The 20926-nt window shown below is 44.4% G+C and carries 21 protein-coding genes; 13 read left to right on the top strand and 8 right to left on the bottom strand.

Annotation, left to right across the window (positions count from 1 at the left end):
* Window positions 1-63: 63 nt before the first annotated feature.
* Entirely contained in the window at window positions 64-966 is a 903-nt protein-coding gene (locus tag ACQY4U_RS12255) for a DUF72 domain-containing protein (RefSeq protein WP_428329698.1), read from the top strand.
* A gap of 69 nt (window positions 967-1035) precedes the next feature.
* Entirely contained in the window at window positions 1036-1614 is a 579-nt protein-coding gene (locus tag ACQY4U_RS12250) for a hypothetical protein (RefSeq protein WP_428329697.1), read from the top strand.
* Between the two features lie 128 nt (window positions 1615-1742).
* On the opposite strand, the gene pckA is transcribed toward ACQY4U_RS12250, so the two are convergent.
* Both pckA and ACQY4U_RS12240 read right to left on the bottom strand, forming a co-directional pair.
* Window positions 1743-3281, bottom strand: coding sequence for a phosphoenolpyruvate carboxykinase (ATP) (gene pckA / locus ACQY4U_RS12245; protein ID WP_428329696.1), 1539 nt, complete (start codon window positions 3279-3281; stop codon window positions 1743-1745).
* 2 nt (window positions 3282-3283) lie between these two features.
* The gene (locus ACQY4U_RS12240; RefSeq protein ID WP_428329695.1) at window positions 3284-4222 is read right to left on the bottom strand and encodes a hypothetical protein; all 939 of its coding nucleotides are present in this window, start codon (window positions 4220-4222) and stop codon (window positions 3284-3286) included.
* A 340-nt stretch (window positions 4223-4562) separates the two neighbouring features.
* Between ACQY4U_RS12240 and fbp the strand changes: the two genes are divergently transcribed.
* The 6 genes from fbp to ACQY4U_RS12210 all read left to right on the top strand — a co-directional run bounded on the left by fbp (window position 4563) and on the right by ACQY4U_RS12210 (window position 12185).
* Window positions 4563-5594, top strand: coding sequence for a class 1 fructose-bisphosphatase (fbp, locus tag ACQY4U_RS12235; protein ID WP_428329694.1), 1032 nt, complete (start codon window positions 4563-4565; stop codon window positions 5592-5594).
* Between the two features lie 10 nt (window positions 5595-5604).
* On the top strand, window positions 5605-6084 hold the full coding sequence (locus ACQY4U_RS12230; protein WP_428329693.1) for an Lrp/AsnC family transcriptional regulator: 480 nt from the start codon (window positions 5605-5607) through the stop codon (window positions 6082-6084).
* A 374-nt stretch (window positions 6085-6458) separates the two neighbouring features.
* Window positions 6459-6755 (top strand): hypothetical protein, encoded by a 297-nt coding sequence (locus ACQY4U_RS12225; RefSeq protein WP_428329692.1) that lies wholly within the window; start codon window positions 6459-6461, stop codon window positions 6753-6755.
* 3 nt (window positions 6756-6758) lie between these two features.
* The gene (locus tag ACQY4U_RS12220; RefSeq protein WP_428329691.1) at window positions 6759-7490 is read left to right on the top strand and encodes an ImuA family protein; all 732 of its coding nucleotides are present in this window, start codon (window positions 6759-6761) and stop codon (window positions 7488-7490) included.
* Window positions 7483-8985 (top strand): Y-family DNA polymerase, encoded by a 1503-nt coding sequence (locus tag ACQY4U_RS12215; RefSeq protein WP_428329690.1) that lies wholly within the window; start codon window positions 7483-7485, stop codon window positions 8983-8985. Before ACQY4U_RS12220 ends, ACQY4U_RS12215 begins: the two co-directional genes overlap by 8 nt.
* Window positions 8982-12185: an error-prone DNA polymerase gene (locus ACQY4U_RS12210; RefSeq protein WP_428329689.1), complete on the top strand. Its 3204-nt coding sequence runs from the start codon at window positions 8982-8984 to the stop codon at window positions 12183-12185. The genes ACQY4U_RS12215 and ACQY4U_RS12210 overlap by 4 nt, the downstream gene beginning before the upstream one ends.
* Before the next feature lie 3 nt (window positions 12186-12188).
* On the opposite strand, the gene ACQY4U_RS12205 is transcribed toward ACQY4U_RS12210, so the two are convergent.
* On the bottom strand, window positions 12189-13115 hold the full coding sequence (locus tag ACQY4U_RS12205) for an SOS response-associated peptidase family protein (protein ID WP_428329688.1): 927 nt from the start codon (window positions 13113-13115) through the stop codon (window positions 12189-12191).
* Window positions 13116-13117: 2 nt separating this feature from the next.
* On the bottom strand, window positions 13118-13366 hold the full coding sequence (locus ACQY4U_RS12200) for a hypothetical protein (RefSeq protein ID WP_428329687.1): 249 nt from the start codon (window positions 13364-13366) through the stop codon (window positions 13118-13120).
* Between the two features lie 418 nt (window positions 13367-13784).
* Here ACQY4U_RS12200 and ACQY4U_RS12195 point away from each other — a divergent pair, with 418 nt between their 5' ends.
* Window positions 13785-14480, top strand: a complete 696-nt coding sequence (locus ACQY4U_RS12195; protein ID WP_428329686.1) for an IS110 family transposase — start codon at window positions 13785-13787, stop codon at window positions 14478-14480.
* Entirely contained in the window at window positions 14471-15022 is a 552-nt protein-coding gene (locus ACQY4U_RS12190) for a transposase (RefSeq protein WP_428329685.1), read from the top strand. The genes ACQY4U_RS12195 and ACQY4U_RS12190 overlap by 10 nt, the downstream gene beginning before the upstream one ends.
* 181 nt (window positions 15023-15203) lie before the next feature.
* On the opposite strand, the gene ACQY4U_RS12185 is transcribed toward ACQY4U_RS12190, so the two are convergent.
* Together ACQY4U_RS12185 and ACQY4U_RS12180 are read right to left on the bottom strand one after the other, a co-directional pair.
* Window positions 15204-16376 carry a M23 family metallopeptidase gene (locus ACQY4U_RS12185; protein WP_428329684.1) on the bottom strand — a complete coding sequence of 391 codons (1173 nt, stop codon included), beginning with the start codon at window positions 16374-16376 and terminating at the stop codon, window positions 15204-15206.
* A gap of 470 nt (window positions 16377-16846) precedes the next feature.
* The gene (locus tag ACQY4U_RS12180) at window positions 16847-17203 is read right to left on the bottom strand and encodes a hypothetical protein (protein ID WP_428329683.1); all 357 of its coding nucleotides are present in this window, start codon (window positions 17201-17203) and stop codon (window positions 16847-16849) included.
* 416 nt (window positions 17204-17619) lie between these two features.
* Here ACQY4U_RS12180 and ACQY4U_RS12175 point away from each other — a divergent pair, with 416 nt between their 5' ends.
* The gene (locus ACQY4U_RS12175; protein ID WP_428329682.1) at window positions 17620-17802 is read left to right on the top strand and encodes a hypothetical protein; all 183 of its coding nucleotides are present in this window, start codon (window positions 17620-17622) and stop codon (window positions 17800-17802) included.
* A complete protein-coding gene (locus ACQY4U_RS12170; protein ID WP_428329681.1) occupies window positions 17799-18137 on the top strand; it encodes a hypothetical protein in 339 nt (112 codons plus the stop codon). Before ACQY4U_RS12175 ends, ACQY4U_RS12170 begins: the two co-directional genes overlap by 4 nt.
* Window positions 18138-18248: 111 nt before the next feature.
* Here ACQY4U_RS12170 and ACQY4U_RS12165 read toward each other — a convergent pair whose 3' ends face one another.
* Complete coding sequence (locus ACQY4U_RS12165) at window positions 18249-18479, bottom strand: hypothetical protein (protein ID WP_428329680.1); 231 nt, start codon at window positions 18477-18479, stop codon at window positions 18249-18251.
* A 161-nt stretch (window positions 18480-18640) separates the two neighbouring features.
* Between ACQY4U_RS12165 and ACQY4U_RS12160 the strand changes: the two genes are divergently transcribed.
* A complete protein-coding gene (locus ACQY4U_RS12160; RefSeq protein ID WP_428329679.1) occupies window positions 18641-20176 on the top strand; it encodes an IS630 family transposase in 1536 nt (511 codons plus the stop codon).
* Between the two features lie 82 nt (window positions 20177-20258).
* Here the strand turns inward: ACQY4U_RS12160 and ACQY4U_RS12155 are convergent, their stop codons facing one another.
* A complete protein-coding gene (locus ACQY4U_RS12155; RefSeq protein WP_428329678.1) occupies window positions 20259-20852 on the bottom strand; it encodes a hypothetical protein in 594 nt (197 codons plus the stop codon).
* Window positions 20853-20926: the final 74 nt, after the last annotated feature.

The following is a 20926-nucleotide window of genomic DNA, read 5'->3' as shown; positions in this document are numbered from 1 at the left end:
AAAATAAAACATTTAAAATAAGAACTGTTGTATAGCAAAGCGGATAATATATATTTTTGAAGAATGGAATTCGGACACGTTTACGACCCAATTGACAATATCAACTTTTCACTTCCTCCGGATACGGAAATGACCAGGCGCACACTGGCAAAAACCATACCTGGCGACGAACTCCAGGTTTACGTAGGCGCACCAAAATGGGCTGAAAAAAAATGGGTGGGTAAAATTTATCCTAAAAAAACCCCGGACAATGCCTTGCTGCCGCTTTATTGCCAAAACTTCAATACAGTTGAATTCGGTCCCACTTTTTACAATATCTACAGCGCAGATGAACTAAGCAAATGGGTTAAACAAGTAGCAGATTCGCCGGGTTTTAAATTTTGTCCAAAGTTTCCACAAACCATTACGCATATACGCAGGCTTTCCAATGCAGAAGAACAAACGGCTAAGTTTTATCAAAGCCTGGACGGCTTTGGTGACCATTTAGGTAACTTGCTGCTGCAGCTGGGCGAAAATTTTTCACCTAAAAGCTTTCCGCAGCTCAAAGCTTACCTGGAATCCCTGCCAAGGTCAATTAAAGTCAGTGTAGAAGTGCGTCATAAGGATTGGTTTGCCGTTGCGTCAAACCGTACTGATTTTTTTGAATTACTGCAGGCATTAAACATAGGAACAGTTATCTCGGATACCGCAGGAAGAAGAGATGGTTTACACATGGAACTCACAACAAGCGAAGTAATGATCCGTTTTGTGGGCAATAACCTGGCAGCAAGCGATTACACACGGATGGACGAGTGGATCGAGCGGCTGAAGCATTGGAAGGCAATGGGACTAAAAACGGCCTGGTTCTTTATGCACCAGAACGATGAGAGGCATGTGCCTGAAGCCTGTGATTATTTTATCAAAAAACTGAACGAGCAGTTGGGAACCACTTTATCAGGGCCCCGTTTCCTGAATGAAAATAGTTAAGGAGCGGTTAACAAGCATCAGAGGCATAAAATCAGCAGCAAAAAAAAGCTGGAACCAGGGAACTTCCGGATGTTTCCTGATAACGAAAAAAAAATAATCATTATATTGCAAATACTTTCCACAATGGGTTACGCAGCAAACGATATAAAAGATCTTGAAACGCAGCTGGGCATACACATCAGCGCGTATAACATTTTTGATCTGCCCACCGGACGCCACAAAAATATCATCGAAGAATTTTACACCCATCAAAAAAATAAGGAAACGGATGAGTATGCCGCTAAACTAACCTATGTGAATGAACACCTGCATGACTTTAACGCGTTTTTGGAAACCCAGGGCCGATATCAATCAGCGCGGCTGGATGCAGAACGGCAAGCCAAACTCGAGCCTGAACGCATGAAAACTGCTTTAAATGCATTGAATGCCTTAGGATTCAGGCCTGAGATCATTAACAACACCGAGCTTAATTTTACCTATAAAGCTGCCGTTATAAAATATTATCCTTATTCAGGCTGGGCATCCGGGAAAACTATTCAAGACGGGCGTGGTCTTGACAAGCTGCTGGAGCAGTTAACCTATGAAGGGCCGAACGAATATCCAACTTTTAAGAAAAGTCCTAAGGGTTACGAACAAAATAATGAATAATCAGTCATTTCCATTGTCCCTAATGATTCCTATTAGACACCTGTTTTACGACTGCAAAATACGATTATAACGTGTTTTTCGCTTTAGGCAAACGCTGTTATCAAATTGGCTCCTGCGAAACTGATTTTTTATACCTTGTCAGCAGGAGTCTTTAAACTTTCGTAATTCTTTTTAAACAGTTCGTGTAGCTTTCTGGCCATGATAAAATAGGCTCCTTTATCCTTCCAGCTATTCCATGGACAAAGCATTTCAGCTGGAATGCCGGGACATTCCCTGGGTATGGCTACACCGAATACGGGGTGATCATCATAAAGCACATCAACAAGTTTTCCATTTAAAACTGCAGCAATCATGGCGCGCGTATAAGGTAAGCTGATGCGGCTGCCCTTTCCATACTCCCCGCCGGTCCAACCCGTATTGACCAGCCAAACGCCGGCAGCAGATGTTTCCAGCTTTTGTTGGAGAAGATCAGCATAATAAGCAGGTGCCAGGGGCAAAAAAGGCGCACCGAAGCAGGTACTGAACGTAGCCTGTGGTTCCAATATGCCTTCCTCCGTTCCTGCAATTCTGGCCGTATAGCCGTTGATGAAATAATATAATGCCTGTTCGCGGTTAAGGCGGCTGATCGGCGGAAGAACGCCGTAGGCATCACAGGCCAAAAAGAAAATATGATCCGGATGTCCGGATACCGTAGGGAATATCGCGTCTTTAATGAACCCGAGCGGGTAACTTACACGCGTATTCTCCGTAATGACTTTACTGCTGAAATCAATGGACTGCGTATTCGGCAGGAAGCTTGTATTTTCCACCAGGGCACCAGGCCGGATAGCCGTAAAAATAGCCGTTTCCAGTTCTCTGGAGAGATTAATGACTTTTGCATAACAACCGCCTTCGATATTGAAAACACCTTTGTGATCCCAACCATGCTCATCGTCCCCGATCAGTTTCCGGCTGGAATCCGAGCTAAGGGTAGTTTTGCCGGTACCGCTGAGCCCGAAAAATAACGCAGTATCACCGTTTACACCAGCATTGGCACTACAGTGCATGCTAAGTACTTGATGCTGTAGTGGCAGGATGAAATTCAGCACTGAAAATACCCCTTTTTTGATCTCCCCGGTATAACCAGATCCACCGATCAGTATAGTTTTATGCTTGAAGGAAATGATCGTAAAATTAGCCTGCCGGGTCCCGTGCAGTTCGGGATCCGCTTGAAAACCTGGTGCCTGAAGAATGACCCATTCCGGCTGGAAATCTTTAAGTTCACCGGCGTCAGGAGCTATAAACATATTGTCTGCAAAGTGATTAGCAGACGGCTGTTCATTGATAATCCTCAGGGACAGGCGGTATGCCGGATCTGCACAGGCAAAAGCATCCCGAACCCAGACCGCCGCCTTTTTATTAAGGTAATCCAGTATAGCTTCCTTGAGCAGGGTAAATGAGGCTTCACCGAGGGGTTGATTGAATTTATTCCAGTCCACGGTATTTTCGGTCATTTTGTCTTTGACGATGAACTTATCAGCCGGGCTGCGACCGGTAAAGACACCTGTGCGGATAACCATTGCGCCGGTGTCGTTCAGCTGCCCCTCTCCTCTTTCCAACGTTTGCAAGACTAGCTGTTCTTGGGTCAGCTGATAAAATATTTTAGTTGTTAATCCGGTAATGTTCATTCTTAAAAAGTTTCGTGGGGATAAAATTCATATAATTGTCGGGCCTGACCGGGCGGAAGCGGAAAACCCGGTTCAGGAGCAATACTCCTTATTATTGCTGCTACCGTGCGCTCCAGGTTATAGGCAGGCTTCCAGCCCCAGTCTCTCTGGGCATTATCACAGCTAAGTGTGGCAGACAGCTGACGTGCCAGGTGGTCACGGCGATCCGGTTGAAATGTTATGTTAAATCCAGGCAGCTGCCTGCAGATTTCATCTGCCAGGTCGCAGGGCGCGAAGGCCATTCCGTTAACATCGTAAACTGTACTAAATTTAAGCTGTTCTTTCGGCGCATCCATGAACTCCAGCACAGCCCGCAGGGCATCCGGAAGAAATATCCAGGGAAGAAAGGTATCTTCTGCAAAAAAGCAAGTATAGGCTCTTTTTTCGAGAGCATAGCGGCAGGCAGTTTCCACATAGCTACTCATAGGGCCGCATTCCTCCGAACCTGGTGAAAGAATAAAGGGGAATCGTATTCCGCGAATGTCTAGTCTTAGCTTTTGGAAGTAGAAGTTGCACCAATAATCAATATACGCAAGGGTGCCCGAAGCAATGTCCATTGAAAGAGTAATATTGCCGGCCCAAAAAACCTTTTCGACCCGGTATTTGACTGCCGCTTCAAATATACCAGGCAGGCTTCTGAATGGAAACTCACCTGCATGATCTTTACCAGCCGTTTCACCCTCAATTGTTAAGCCTTCCAGGAAATAAATTTGCCTTATTGAATTTGCACCAAGCAGCTGCTCCAGTTCCTGCCGGTTAGCAGTATCCAGTAAAATATCCGTAGCAAGGGTTTTACCGGCAGTAACCACGCCGGACAGGCCATATTTATTCCTTAACGCTGCACAAAGGCTTTTCATAAACGGGCAACCATTACCAATAATCAAAATTTCTTTTTTCTTCATAATTGCTATCCGGGTTGATACCCGTTTGGTTTTCATTAAGCAGCAGCCGCAGCCCGCTGATTTCTATTGCAAAGGTTCGGTCTTTATGGAAAACAAACTATATGGGCAGTCAACTTTAGAAAAAAAAACCGACTAACTGCATCATTTCGGTTTGAAAAACCATTTTACCGGCATTTACAGCCAGGCTTTAGAAAAAAGTGCCAAAAAGCACAGATAAAATCACCTTTCTGTACACTTAGTATTTATCTATAAATTATTAAATTCTATTTTTTAGGTTAAAAGTATTTACATTCGTCCATCAATTGTAGCCAAAAATAAACGTATAAAATACACTAAGCCTATGCCGGAATTTCAAACACTGGGGCAATTTATCATTGAAAAACAGGCCGATTTCCCTTATGCCAAAGGTGAACTTTCACGCCTGCTGCGCGATATCGGGATTGCCGCCAAAATCGTGAGCAGAGAGGTGAACAAGGCCGGACTGATGAATATCACCGGAGCAGCGGGTACGAGCAACATCCAGGGCGAGGTCCAGCAAAAACTGGATATTTATGCCAATGAACAATTCATAGCCGCACTTCGGAGCGGCGGTGAATGCTGCATTATTGCATCAGAAGAAAATGAGCACATCATCCCGATCAATTCATTAATTTCAAAAACCGCCAAATATGCCGTTGCCATTGACCCGCTGGACGGCTCATCCAATATCGACGTCAACGTACCGGTAGGAACAATTTTTTCTATCTACCGGAGACTGAGCCGGGCAGGGTCTGCCGTCCTCGGAGATGTGCTTCAAAAAGGCAAGGAACAGGTGGCTGCAGGATATATACTTTACGGATCTTCGACCATGCTCGTTTATACGACCGGCAAGGGCGTTAATGGATTTACACTTGATCCCGCTATCGGTGAATTCTGCTTGTCACATCCTGGCATGCAAATCCCGAAGCAAGGCAGCATTTATTCCGTCAATGAAGGAAACTATGTACACTTCCCGCAAGGCGTTAAACAGTACATCAAATATTGCCAAGTGAACGACGATATAAGCAACCGCCCTTATTCATCGCGCTATATAGGCTCTATGGTGGCTGACATACACCGCAATCTGGTCAAGGGCGGCATATTTATCTACCCGGGAACGGCAATTGCGCCCCATGGCAAGCTGCGGCTGGTCTACGAATGCAATCCTTTGGCCCTGGTGATCGAGCAGGCGGGCGGCAGGGCAACGAACGGCACTGAAAGGATATTGGATTTGGAGGTATCCAAGCTACACCAGCGATCTCCTATTTTTATCGGTTCTGCGGAAATGGTACTGGCAGCGGAAGCGATGTTGGCCGAAGAAAGCCTGACGCTTAACCGGTCTTACCTGGATTAAATTAATAACTATGATCAACAATCAACTGGACGATACGGACCGCCGCATCCTTAACCTGCTGCAAAGTGACTCCCGCATCTCATACAAAGAAATCGCCCATAAAGTCCATAAGTCTGTAACTGCTGTGCACGTTCGTGTCAAACGGCTGTTAGATGATGGTTACATTAAAAGCTTCACGGTAATCGTAGACAACAAAAAGATCGGGCGCGGGCTGACCGGCTTCGTTGAAGTAAGCCTGGAGAAGCATACCGAAAAAAGCCTGCTTGATTTTATGCAGGAGGTGGTTAAGCTGGATGAAGTCATGGCCTGTTATCATTTGACTGGCGCCTATGATTTTTTACTGCGGGTCGCCATAAATGATATGGCTGAATACAGCCAGGTATTGCTGAAGAAACTATCCAATCTGCCGGGAATTGAAAACTTCACCAGTCATTTTGTAATGAACGAGGTTAAGCAGGTGACCAGTTATCCCATAATCAAAGGAGTTTAGTTATAATACCGGGATTTTTTCGGTTCATCATCATAGTGAAAGAATTTGGGCTAATGGTATAATTCGTATAATCTTTGGGGTATTTGATCATTCTTTCCAAATCATTACATCTTCCAGTCCGTCATTACCAGTAACGGACCATTTTATCCAGTTACCTTTAGCACCCTAAAATGCGGCCGGTATACCGTTTCTCCAAAAGCCAAACAACCCATATCCTACCTTATCGGGTATAATGCACCCTGCCATTTACTAATCAGCATGCGTTCTGCTCCGAAATTCGCTTTCATTAAAAAAAATGTGAAGAAAATTGTAAAAAAGCCATGTAAAATGCTAAAAATATTAGCATAACTTTATGGTCCTGAAATTAGTCAAATATGGTACCATTCAATTTACAAATCGAGCTCCATGAGCGGCTGATAACACTATCCGCTGAGCAGCTGGATCAACTTTCTGATAATTTGGGTTATATGCGCTATCAGATCCGGACATTCAATCATCATTCAGTAATTTCTGTGAATATTGAAGACGATCCGCTGGACCCTGAAGAACCTTTAGGTTTTAGCGAAGAAGAGGTCTTTTTGGCGGATGAAGTAATAACCATCGCCACAGCTATCCGGGCATATAACAACAGCCGGAAGCTGAATTTTGATCAAATGCATTTTGACTTTTAAACGATGACCATGACTGCTACGAAAGAAGAAATTATAAGCAAAATCAGGCAGGATATGATCCGCTGGGAGGGTTTCCGCCCGCCGCAAGCTTGCGCGGACAATGATCTCGGCCTTGGGCCTTTAGCCGCTGCTTTTCCCAACGGCGTATTCCCTACCGGCGCGACCCATGAGTTCATCAGCAGCTGTCCGGAAGACACCGCTGCCAGCGGTGGTTTTATTGCCGGACTTGTCCAAAAACTGTTGAGCAGCGGAGGGGCCTGTCTCTGGATCAGTTATACCCGCCGCATATATCCGCCAGCATTGAAACTGTTCGGAGTTGATCCTGAGCGCGTTATTTTTGTGGATGTGCCGCTACAAAAGGATGTGCTTTGGGTTACCGAGGAAGCGCTGAAATGTGAGGGCGTTGTTACAGTAATATGTGAAACTAAAGACCTCAGCTTTACAGAATCCCAGCGATTACAATTAGCCGTTGAGAAAAGCCATGTAACCGGATTTATTTTGCGAAAGGATGTCAAAAAAGTCAATACTACGGCCTGCGTTACGCGCTGGCAGATACGGCCTGTACGCAGTCAACTAAGAGCAGGTATGCCTGGCGTCGGCCATCCGCGCTGGCAGGTTGAATTGCTGAAAGTAAGGAATGGCAGACCAGGGAACTGGACTATAGAATGGAAAAAACAGAATTTTCAAACGGTCCCTGCACGCCAGGTTACGGAAGGAATGCGCCGCTATGCCTAAGCGTTTTGCGTCCATATGGTTCCGGCATTTACTTACAGACTGGAAAGCGATCCGCCAAACCGGGCTGAAAGGGAAAGCCTACGTCTTTGCCGAACCTGATCATGGCCGCATGCTCATTACCGCGCTGACTGATGAAGCCCGTAAGTACGGGGTAACGGAAGGCATGACCGTTGCCGATGCACGGGTCATCGCGCCGGATCTCCAGGTTTTCGATGGCAAACCGGGCCGCAACCTGAAATTACTAACCGGCCTCGCGGAGTGGTGCCTGCGTTATACGCCGCTCGTACAGCTTGACCCGCCTGACGGACTATTACTGGACGTTACCGGCTGCACACATTTAAAAGGCGGTGAAAAAGCTTTTTTACAGGATATCGTGTCACGCTTAAAAGGTATAGGTTATCATGTGCGGCCCGCAATTGCTGATACGATCGGCACAGCCTGGGGCGTAGCGCGTTGGGCAAGCTCCGGCCTTATCGTACCCGAAGGCGAACATAGGAATGCGTTGATGCCTTTACCTCCTGCTGCGCTTCGTCTGCCAGAGAACCAACTATTGAAACTGCGGAATTTGGGCCTGTACCAGATCAATAGTTTTATTTATATGCCCAACGCCGTTCTGCGCAGGCGCTTTGGCAAAGACATGGTATTGCGGCTTCAACAAGCGCTCGGTCAGGAGGCAGAATATTTATTTCCGCTTAAAGAACCGGTGCCTTACAGTGTACGTCTGGATTGCCTGGAGCCTGTTCGTACCCGCCCAGCTATAGAAATTGGTTTGAAAGACCTGCTCGAACGACTTTGCAAAAGGCTTTATAGTGAAGGGCTTGGTATCCGCTCTGCGATGTTAACCTGGTACAGGGTTGATGGCAGGAACGGGAGCATCACCATTGGCACAAATCATGCAAGTAACCGGACACAGCACTTATTCAAACTGTTTTTTATTAAACTGGAAACGATAGCGCCAGGACTGGGCATTGAATTGTTTGTTTTAGATGCGCTGAAGACCGAAGCGGTAAATGACAAACAAAGTGAACTCTGGTCAGCCAAGGGCGGAGCTGATGGTGAAGAGGTGGCTGAATTGCTTGACCGCGTAGCGGGCAGGATCGGCACAGCCCATATCAATCGTTACCTGCCCGGCGAACATTACTGGCCGGAACGTACGCCGGAAGCCAATGGTGATATTCAAAAATTACCCGAAAGCGAATGGCGTACGGATAAACCGCGTCCCATGCAAATACTGGATCAACCGGAACGTATTGAGGCGATGGCGCTGACTCCAGATTATCCCCCTAAATTATTTATCTGGAAAGGTGAACAGCATATCATTGTTGGTGCAGATGGCCCCGAGCGCATTGAGCGCGAATGGTGGCTTGAACCTGGTGAGCACCGGGATTATTATATCGCCGAAGACGAAGCCGGGCGTCGTTACTGGCTTTTCCGATCCGGCCACTACAAAGCAGAAAACAATCAGCACTGGTATTTACATGGGTTTTTCGCATGAGCTACGTTGAGTTACAGGTGACCAGCAATTTCAGCTTCCGCAGAGGCGGCAGTCATCCCGAGGAACTTGTTGACCAGGCGGCTGACCTAGGCTATGATGCAATTGGCATCACGGACCGCAATACTTTCGCTGGCATCGTCCGCGCCTACCAGGTTGCCAAAGACCGCAATATCCGGCTGATACCAGGTGTCCGCCTGGACCTGCTTGATGGCCCAAGTTTGCTGGCCTATCCAACCGATAAGGAGGCTTATGGCCGGCTTTCCGCGCTGCTTACACTGGGCAATCTTCGTGCTGAAAAGGAGAAATGTTATATTTCAAAAAGGGATGTATACCAGCATGCCGAAGGTTCTTATTTCATCATTATCCCGCCGGACAAGATCACGCAGGACTTTGAGTTTGAACTTGTTTTTTCGCAACACGTCAAAGATTACCGGCAAAATCTGCCGAATCTCTACCTTGCCGCCACCAAATATTATACGGGTGACGATGCCAAGCGACTATTCCTGTTAGCCGAATTAGAAATCCCTTTAACAGCGACCAATGACGTGCATTACCACCATCCCAGCCGCAGGGAGCTACAGGATATCCTGACCTGCGTGCGGGAAAAATGCACGATTTTTAATGCAGGCTACAAACTCCACCAAAATGCCGAAAGGCATCTGAAAGAAAAGGCTGAAATGACGCGCTTATTCCGCAATTATCCTGAAGCGATCATCAATGCCCGGATAATTGCGGACAGCTGTACATTCGATTTGAAATCTTTGAAATACAAGTATCCCAGTGAACTGACTACGGCCGGGCGTACGCCCCAGGAGCAATTGGAATACCTCGCCTGGAAAGGAGCAAACGCCTATTACGAGAACCAAGTCCCCGAAAAAGTGGTCAATGCCATTCAGGAAGAACTAAGAATCATTGCTGAACTGGATGTTGCTGATTATTTTTTAACGGTCGAAGATTACGTCACCTGGGCGCGCGGGCAGCATATCCTTTGCCAGGGCCGGGGCTCTGCGGCCAATTCCGCGGTATGTTTTGTGTTGGGGATCACTTCAGTTGCACCTGATAAATCCAATTTACTGTTCGCCCGTTTCCTCTCCAAGGAGCGTAATGAACCACCAGATATTGATGTTGACTTTGAGCATGAGCGCCGCGAAGAAGTAATACAGTATGTTTATAATCGCTTTGGCCGTGACCGCGCAGCCATCCTGCCAACGGTTTTCATGCTCCATTACAAAGGCGCGGTAAATGACGTGGGCCGTGCGATGGGACTTTCGGCAGATGTGGTTAAGCAATTATCGAATGCTTACGGTGATCTTTCCGATGAGGAGATCACCCCGGAGCAAATCGGTGCATTGGGACTAAATCCCAACGACCCGCATCTGATGAAAGTGATCGAACTGACCTCTTTGCTGATCGGTTTCCCACGGCAGCTTGGGCAGCATACGGGCGGATTTGTTATAACCGATGGTAAGCTTAGTGACCTCTGCCCTATCTTCCACGCCCGTATGGAGAACCGTACCAACATCGAATGGAATAAAGACGACATCGATGCGCTTGGTTTTATGAAAGTGGATATTTTGGCATTGGGTATGCTTACCTGTATCCGGAAAGCCTTTGATCTGGTACAAAAACATTACAGCAAAAGATTAACCCTGGCCAATATTCCGCAGGATGACCCTAAGGTTTATGAAATGATCACTGCAGCCGATACGGTTGGCGTATTCCAGATCGAGAGCCGGGCGCAGATGTCCATGCTGCCCCGCATGAAACCGACCTGTTTTTATGATTTGGTGATCGAAGTAGCGATTGTGCGCCCAGGACCGATACAGGGAGACATGGTACACCCTTATATCCGGCGAAGAAATGGCGAAGAAGCGGTGGATTATCCTTCCGAAGAAATCCGGTCAATTCTCGAACGTACCCTTGGCGTTCCGCTTTTCCAGGAACAAGCGATGGAACTGGCAATAGTGGCTGCTGGCTTTACACCCGGCGAAGCGGATTTACTGCGCCGGACAATGGCGACCTTTAAATTCAACGGGATGGTCAGCAAGTTTGAGCATAAACTGATCAGCGGGATGACCGCCCGCGGTTATACCGAAGCCTATGCCCGCCGTATTTTCAAACAGCTGGAGGGCTTCGGCAGTTACGGATTCCCCGAAAGCCATGCCGCAAGTTTCGCCCTATTGGTTTATGTTTCCTGCTGGCTGAAGTTTTATTACCCCGAAGTATTTTGCGCGGCGCTGCTGAACAGTCAGCCAATGGGTTTTTACCAGCCGGCGCAAATCGTAAGAAATGCACGTGAGCATGGTGTTAAAATACTGCCTATCGATGTTAATTTTTCTTATTGGGATAACACGCTGGAAACCAAACAAGGTGTATATTTTGCACACCGGTTAGGGTTTAGGGAGATTGACGGCATTAGAAAGGAAGAAATGGAAAAACTGGTAGGCTGCAGGACCAGTCCTTATACTGCACCTCACCAGATCTGTGATGCCGGGGTCAGCGTTGCCACGATGGAGCAATTGGCAAATGCCGATGCTTTTCGTTCCATGAACCTGGACCGTAGACGCGCCCTTTGGGAGGTATCCGCGCTTCATGACCGACCTGTACAATTGATGCAGGGACAACCATCGCAAAGCGTTCACGAGCCTGAGGTGAGCTTACCGGAACTGCGGATGTCAGAGCATGTGGTGCAGGATTATGCAACAACTGGCCTTTCGATTAAGGGCCACCCACTAAGTTTTATCCGGAAAACGCTTGAATTGCTGCACATCAAAACAGCTAAAGATGCTATTCAAACCGCAAATAAAACGATGATCAAAACCGCCGGCCTGATTTTGATCCGCCAACGACCCGGAACGGCAAAGGGCGTGTGTTTTATCACGCTGGAGGATGAGACTGGCACGACGAATCTGGTGGTTTTTCCCAAGCTATTCGATCAATACCGTAAAGAGATCCTTCATGCCCGGCTGCTGATGGTAGAAGGGGTTGTTGAACAAACAGAAGTTACCCACATTATCGTTAGGCGGGTATCTGATATCACCAAGCTATTAGGGAATCTGACGGCCATCCGAAATGAGCAACAACCTGTCTTAACGTTGTCACGGGCAGACGAAAAAGCCTCGCCGTTTATTCCTATGGAAAACCCCCTGAAAAGTCAGCAGGCGGAAGATGCCATTCATAAGGGAAGGAATTTTAAATAATGTTTAGCTAAATAGATTGCCCTGACTCTTAATTCCTGGTGGATAAAAGGTCCCGAACGTTGCCTCAACCATCGTCGGCTGTTCTTTTTCATGCAATACAGGTTCCATGCTGGCTGGCCAGTGATCAAATGCTAAGGCTTCCGTATCTACAAAACTCATATTAATCGGTGCTAACTCCGGGTAATCTAAAGGCGTAGCTTCTAGGGTAGTACGGTAGTTCCGGTCAATGGTACAAAACTCCAGTAGCCTTGACGGAATTTGTGTCCGGGCGATTTGGGAAAGGCGCTCTTCGCCGGGTTTTTCCATCAGCCATTCCCAGGCAAGTTCGTCCGTTAAAATGGAAGGCATTCTTTTTTTGGAATTATGTATTTGCGACATAACCTGATTAGCATCAGTGATTCCAAAAGCTACGGTCATTACAAATTGACTTGTTTCCGGATCTAACCACTCGTTGTATAAGCCTGGCATATAAAAATATTCCTTATCCTTCAAGCTAACCTGATAAGGATATCTGATCATTTCTTTTAATGGCTGGCCTTTTTTACCAATTTTAGGGATATGACGGGATTCCACTATGCCAGTAGAGAGTACCAGGCAACGGCGATTCTTGGCTGCATCAGCCCACATGGACCGCTTGCCGTCCTCTTTTACAAAAAGATGCTCCGATTTAAAATTAAGGGAAGTGTATTTTGCCCGAAAGATATTGGCCTCAGCGCGTGTTTTTACGTATCCGGGAACATAACCCCATTCTGCCTGGACAATATCAAAGTCTTTACCATCCGCTGAAGGAATCAAAATCGCACAGGGCGCATAATTGAAACCATTATGTACACCAACATTCAGGAAGTTAAAATTTTTGATCGCTTTTTCTATTCCCTTCAATCGAATAAATTCAGCGCGGGTAACTTTTTGTCCGTTATAGTAACACATGATCAACCTTTTTCTTTTCTTTTCGCCCTGATATAATCAGCAACAAGCTTGCCAACTTCCTCCGCCTCTTTTTGTCGTCCCTGTGGGACCGATGTCCACCATTTCTTACCACCCGGGGTTTCAGCAACAGTAATAACCAGCGGTTTTCGCGTACCATCAAAGGCTATATGAAAGACCCGCATTTCCTGCAACTCGTGTTCGGTAACTTTTGCAGTAAATCCATCGTATGCAATATAAAATGGCCTTTCCATATATACTATAAAATTAAGAATTTTTACGTTGATGAAGCAAAAATGTATAATTCCATAAACCTTCACAGCGGAGGTATAGATTGCAAAGCAAGAATTCAGCCTGGTGCATTTAGCTTAGATTCGAACCGGCATAATGACACAGTTACCAAAGATTAAACAAGGAAAAGAAAGGATTGGAATTTATCATAGTTAGTTAGCAAAGGTCAATTTCCAAGGCGTCCCAAATAAATAAGACTCAAATATTTTCAATAGGCAAAACACAAATATTAACATTCCATAACCCCCAAATTTTTTGTGAAAAGGGAAAATAAAAATCCCTTTACACTCGCTGCTTGGGGATTTTAACCTAAGTATTATGATTTGAAAAACACCCAGGTTCATAAAAATGTATATCATAGATAATCAACGGAGGATATTTATGAAACAACAAGTAATTGAAGATGTGAACATTATGCCTCAATTAGATAGAGCCTGTGGTTTGGATATGCACAAGGACAAGATCGTCGGCTTTATTTCTTGTAAAGATGGCAGCAATCAGGAGTTCAGGGAATTTGGCACTTACACCTGCGAACTCAAAGAGATCAGAGATTGGCTACAGGAAAACAATATCCATCATTGCCTGATGGAAAGCACTGGTATTTATTGGATGAGTTTATACGCCATACTTACCGAAGCTGGTATCGAAGTTATCGTGGCGAACCCGGTTCATATTAAGCAGATGCCAAAGCGCAAGACTGATCGCAAAGATGCCAAATGGCTGTGTACATTATTGCTGCATGGATTAGTACGACCAAGCTTTATGCCAGATAATACACAGCGTATAATCAGGGATTATTGCCGAAATCGCTTATTTTATACATGGCAATTAAACAGAATTAGGAATCGTCTACTTAAGATCTTAGAAAGTAACAATATCAAACTGTGCTCTGTGATAAGTTCGATCCACACATTATCTGCAATGGATATGATACGACTATTGGCAAAAGGTGTTACCGAACATGAACAATTACTCAATTGTGCGAGAGGTAAAGTAAAGGCGAAAAAAGAACAGTTAATCAAAGCGCTGGACGGCACGTTACAAAGTTATCACCATATCAACTACAAATGCTGTTAGAAGACTATGACCATGTACAAAAGCAAGTTGATTTTTTAGATAAATCAATTACTGAAATAATCAGTGGGCATTATGCACAGGCATTTGAGTGCCTCGATAGCATCAGCGGCATAGGCATTAAATCGGCAGAAATCATTATCAGCGAAGCTGGAAAAGATATGAGCCGTTTTCTGACTGCTGACCATTTTACAGCCTGGTGCGGAATTGCACCAGGAAACAATGAGAGTGCAGGTAAACGGAAAAACACTTCCATTAAAAAGGGCAACAGCTATTTAAGAGTTGCTATAGTCGGCGCAGCTTGGGCCGCTGTTCGTATGAAAGATTCTTACTGGCATGCGCTATTTGATAAGTTACGTAAGCGTATGAAGGCGCAAAAAGCAATTGTAGCTGTCGCTATAAGATTGCTCAAAGTCGTATATAACACATTAGAAACGTTAAATATCTACAAAGAAAAGGGCATCGCCCACTTTGTTGACCTGCAGTCAAAAGCAGCATTGTATCATAACGCAATGCTATCATGGCCTCAAGCAAATAATGACTAAACACTAAAAGGACGGAAAAGGTAATAGAATAAAGAGTCTGAAACCTAAGCTGCCAAAACTTTAGATAGCACCCAGGCTTGTTCCATGAGAACGTAGAGGAAACTTATTTTTTTAATAATTATTCGGTAGTTATTTATCTGGCTAAACTCAGTTTTATGATTAATCTTTACTCATTGATTACTTAACGCTCTTTTTTTCCAAAGTCAACAATTTCTTTGTCAGTCGGTAATTCATGTAGGTGAATATCTGGATAGCCTTTTTTTTGAAAATTTAAGCGATAGCTGTCTATTAAATAAGGTATTCCCTCACCTAAGAGTAATTGAGGAGAAGTTGTGACTTCGAAATGAAGATGTGGCTCACGCGCATCACCTGACCCGCCAATATTTGCTAAAATCTGGCCTTTGTACACACGATCTCCCACTTTGACGCGTAAACTTTCAGGCTTTAAATGCATGTAATAAGCAAAATGTCCGTTTCCAAGGTCAATTGTAATACTGTTACCGGCAAGTGTTTCGAATGTAAGTGGCACAGCCGGATGAAATGCTTCACCATGACCAGGAATGTTATCAGGCAAACCATCTTTTGCTCTGATTATAAGACCATCCGCAACGGCTAATACTTTTTCGCCGTAACAAAGATAGGAATTTACATTTCGCGGATCGCCCGAAAAAGATGCGCCGTCCTTAACCTTTTTCCAGTCAATAGCGTATCGGCGTGAATCCACAGCACGCCCATTCAGAATAATGACTCCACGCCGATGATGATTATCGACGTCATTGCTGGGGCCATCGGCTGCTATCCAATTAGCACCCTCTAATGGTGGGCTGAGGACTTGCAAAATAGTGTTATGAGTAGATATTGTTGCCCCCTCTAGTGAGTCATTATCTGTTACAACTCGATGTATTATTTTACTGGGAAAAGGTACATGCTGATCTGATATGACTTCTAAAAAGACAATTGCGCTCTGGCCACCGGCAATGGTTAGTTTACCAGCTAAACCAGATACAGCTCGGCCCAATGGCTGTACCATGGTTATCAATTGTGTGGTATCAAAGATTGCAACCGGATTATTCTCTTTTTTATCTGCATCAATTAATTCAATGCGACGCAAATTTATAGGAGACGCATTGAAGTTTGTTAAGTATAACTCATATATCAAAAAAGACTTTTGGTCACTTGGAATTGCAGTCGGATCAAAAGGCACACGCATCTCTAATTGTAATGGAAAAGAAAACGGTTTAACCGTAATATTTTGACTGTAAGAAGGCAAAGATTGAGCCTTCAAGAATCGCGATTGCAAAAAAACAAAGATTACTAGTATTAAAAAAAATGTTCGACGATTAGCTATTATCATTTATAAATGTTTTTTACGATTAGACGCCGAAAACATTTAGAGGTTACATTCTCGATCGATTCAACAAAAATTCGCAAATTGACAGGGACTGATTTATTAGTTGGTTATTTGCGCAATTTTTCTGTAAGCATCCTTTTAGCTTACGAATTTTTAACGCTTATATTTTTAGAGAAAACCTTATCACAATGCAGGCAAAGGAATGCCCGCTAATAATAGACAATTATAACAAAAAAAATTAAACTAACTGCAGAAGCCTGCGTCAATCAAAATTAGTCCCATGTCTATTAAGACTGTTTTAACTCATACGTCCTATTGTAAATAATGGAGTCCCCGAATTCCATGAGTCTCATTTAATTTTGATTAAATTCTGAGAGAACTACGAATAACTTAATTGACAAGATTTTAGATAACCTTAAAAAATCAGCATATATGAAGTGATTCAGCGGTATTGAACGACCTTTATTTGACCTCTATGAATTATATGAAGTACCAGAATCCAGCTTATTTAAAATTAATTTTCCGGCCTGTTGCAATTCATCGTCAGTGAGTATGACCATGCCTTCATAGATAAACTCTCCCGTTTCAGCATCTATGGAAAAGCTGCCCAGGTAGTCCGGATTAGCAGAGTCAGGCAGGTCATTTTTTGCCAGGCTTTCATTAGGTTCTGTAAATAACAAGGTTTGATCACCAAAGGCGTCTTTATAGATCTTGTACTGCCCGGTGCCAGCCAATTGACCACGGTCATCTTTGTCTAAAATAGGTTCAATGATAACATAACGTTCGGAACCGTCAGCTTGTAACAGACTGGCCTGTATGGGATTGATCATATTGCAAAGACAAATTTCGCTCTTTAAAGTTTGAGGAATTAAGAATAAAAGTTTTAAGAGTTCATAATTCTTAAACATTTGCCATCATTTTTAATTGATGTACATTAGGATGTTAAAGTTTTCAATAGCACTATCAGCTATTCTTGCAGAGGAAGGTTCATATTGATTAAACTAAAGATATTTTAGTGATAGTTATACTGGAATGCAAATGGACCAGCGCTTTCTACAATGCTTTCCCGGGGAAAGCTTATCCCGTTATAGTTACTGCAAGCAGTGCTTAGCTTCCTGTTAAGACAACACCCGGTTCAGAAGTTACGCGGTCGTCTTTTAAGGTCTTATTGTTGCAGCATAATTATGCATGCTGATTAATCAAACCAAATCAACATTGATATGTTCATTAAAGAAAAGTAGAGACTATGCCCTGGCATGACGGAAACTATCCACCATCTTTCAAAAATCAACCTAAAAACATCCGCGATAAAGCGACAGCGATCGCTAATGAAGTATTGAAAACCACCGGTAACGAAGGTGAAGCCATTGCAACAGGGCTTAAGCAGGCACGTATTCATTTTAAAAAGAAAAAGGAGGGTAAACTATGATGACCGACGCAGAATTCCGGGAGGAATACAAACCACTTCAGGTGCCGGCACATTATGATACAGCAGATAGCCAGCTTCATAAAATGATCTTTGCCCTTGCGCAGATTGGCGAGGGAACGGCAACGCAAGTAATTGCAGCATTAGAAAAGCTGGAGCCCGGTTTTGGAACAGACCAAAGCCGATCATTTGTAAAAGTTACACTGGATGATCTTTTTAAGAAAGGACACCTTACCGGTGCCGAACATGACGGTCTGATGCATTATAATCTAAGTAAGATCACTAGACCGAACGGAGGCGCAATAAATCCTGATCTTTTGGCTCCTGGCCTTGACTGATGATCTAAACTTTCACTTTCCATTATGAGCAGGACTCGTAAAAGCATCGGACATATTGCTGGATCACTCCTATCATCCCGGTCATGATATATGAACTGGATAGCATTGCCTTTAGGTTAGTTTTACATAAGGGGCTAGCTGGGCCAATGCGCTAAAGGATCGGTATCTGGTGATCCTGTTCGCTATGGCATCATAAAATACTTCCACATAAAAACTATTCAAACGGTACAGCTGAATTTTTAACCCGGAATCTTCCCGGTCATCGACATAAATCCCTTCCTTAAATACGGCCTCTGCCTGCCCGTTATCATCCATCGCATTAAATTCGTATAAAGTCAGCATAGCCAAAATTATACTTTTGCAGCCTAATTGTAACGGTTATATCTTAAAATTAACTTACTACAATCAGGACTTCATAGGAGCTGGATATTTTCAATCAGATTTTTTGTATTTTAGTAACAGGAACAGTAACCGTCTATAGGTAGCAGCTAATTGTTAAGCAGATGTACATTACCAGGGCCAAAAAAGATTTTATCAGAAGGCACTATATTGAGGGCCAGCTCAATATCTGTCATATGGCGGAGGTTTTGGAATTACGCCCCGAAACGATCCGTTTTTACCTGAAGGATTTCGACATAATCGCAAAAGAGTTTCCGGATAAGCTGCAGGATTTTAATTTTTTCCTTGGAAAGGAAAAAGTGAGAAAGGCTGGACCGTGGTACCATCACCTGGTTGAATTATTGCCTGAACTGGTAGCAGCAGAAGAAGGTCCGGTGCTGTTCGCCGCAAAACTTTACCGGAGATACGCTTTAAGGTATCCGCAGGAGTACAGCAAAGCACGCTTTTATTATTTGTTCCGGCGCTGGTTCGATGAAAACAAAGAAGCACTTTGTGCCGCAAAGATCCAGGCAAAATATACCCAGGAGGAAATCGAACTTTTAAAAAGCTGGCGCCGGTCCAATGACCGGCACCGCTGGCAGGTGGCAGTAGCCTTGATGTCTGTTTACACTTATCATTCCCTGGACAAAGTAGCTCAACGTATCGATTGCACACCCTTGACATTGCGGGGGTGGCTTAATATTTATCGCAAAGAGGGACTTGCGGGGCTGGACCGGCCGGGGACAAAACGTCCGATTAAAGCGGAAAGAGCTGCAGAGATCGAAAAAAAAATGGATGAGTTGGTACACCTGGTCAGGCAGAGCCCGAAGAATTACGGAATTGATCGTGCCTCCTGGAGTATCACCGATCTGGCTACGGTATTTAGCCGGGAGTCGGGACATTACATCTGTCAAAGTACGGTATCCAACTATTTAAAAAGAAGAGGTGTCCGTTACAAACGTTCAAGAGAAGTAATTGCCAGTACAGATCCGCTTTTTCTGGAGAAATACCGGGCAATACAGCACGTGTTGGAAAACCTGGCTAAGAATGAAAAATTCTTTTCTATTGATGAATATGGTCCATGCTCGGTCCGGCCTAAGGGTGGCAGAAGACTGGCCATGCCCGGGGAGCAACCAGTGTATCAAAAAGTGGATAAAGGGAAAGGCTGGTTCATTTGTACGTGTGCGCTGGAATTATCGACCAACCAATTGACCTGGTTTTATTCCCGGAAGAAAGATACGGCAGAAATGATCCAACTCATTGAAGTCTTGTCGGCGCAGTACCAAAACCAGAAAAGACTGTTCTTGTCCTGGGATGCAGCCAGCTGGCACGCTTCGAAACAATTGCTTGATTACCTGGAGGAGATCAACGCACCGTCTTACCGAAAGGAGAAGCACACACCTTTGATTGCACTTGCCCCGCTCCCTGCCCGCGCCCCACACCTGAACGTGATCGAATCCGTTTTCAGCGGCATGTCCAAATCGGTGATCCGTAACAGTGATTACGATTCAGTAGTAGAATGCAGGGCGGCGATCGACCGTTATTTTCAAAAACGGAACCTGTATTTTCTGGAAAACCCAAAGCGTGCAGGGAATAAGATATGGGGAAAAGAGAGAGTGAAGGCGGTATTTAACAAAGCCAACATCTGCAGGAATTTGTGAAACCTAAACGAAGAATGATCCTGTAAATGATAATCATGCTTTTTTTAGGATAAAGGCCTCCGGTAGAAATAAACATAGTGTTTTATAAGTAATCTGCTAATAAAGCGGCTTTAACACAAGTCATGTTATCCTGCATCCGGCTGTAGACCGATTCATATTGCGCACACAGTTCAAATATAACCAGGTTATATTCCCGGTATAAATCAACTTGCTCTTGTGGCAGGGTAACTTTGATCTGCGCTGAAAGGTCCAGTATCCGGAGGCACAAAGCATGGGTTTTCTTATTTTCCTGCAGTATTTCATGCAGTGGAAAAGGCACTTCATAATAAATACCCACCAGGTTATATTTCCAGTTCTCCTCATTCAGTCTCTGATTCAGTGCGGTCAGTTTCTCCATTTCACGATGCAGGTATTGCAGACTATCCTCACTCCTATCCCTATGCAGGTTGTGCCAGTAAGCGATATTTTTTTGCACGATGGTCATTACTTCCCCATTCATAAAATAAAAGCTCTCCCCGATCTCGGTTCTCCGGTTCCGGAAGGTATTTTTTAATTCCTGTTTATACTTTCTGCGGTCATTGAAATAACTAAAAAAACCGGTCATTAATTGCGTTAGTAATGCGCCTGCAAGGCTGGAAATCGCGGTAATTAAAATAAGTGTCTGGTGATCTACCATAAAGTTAAATTGAACTCAAATATAAAAAAAGCGTACTATAAATACTAAATATATTAGCATTTATAGTGCGCTTT

The organism is Mucilaginibacter sp. (assembly GCF_965277465.1).
Lineage (GTDB): Bacteria > Bacteroidota > Bacteroidia > Sphingobacteriales > Sphingobacteriaceae > Mucilaginibacter.
This window is presented reverse-complemented; position numbering and strand designations above follow the sequence as displayed.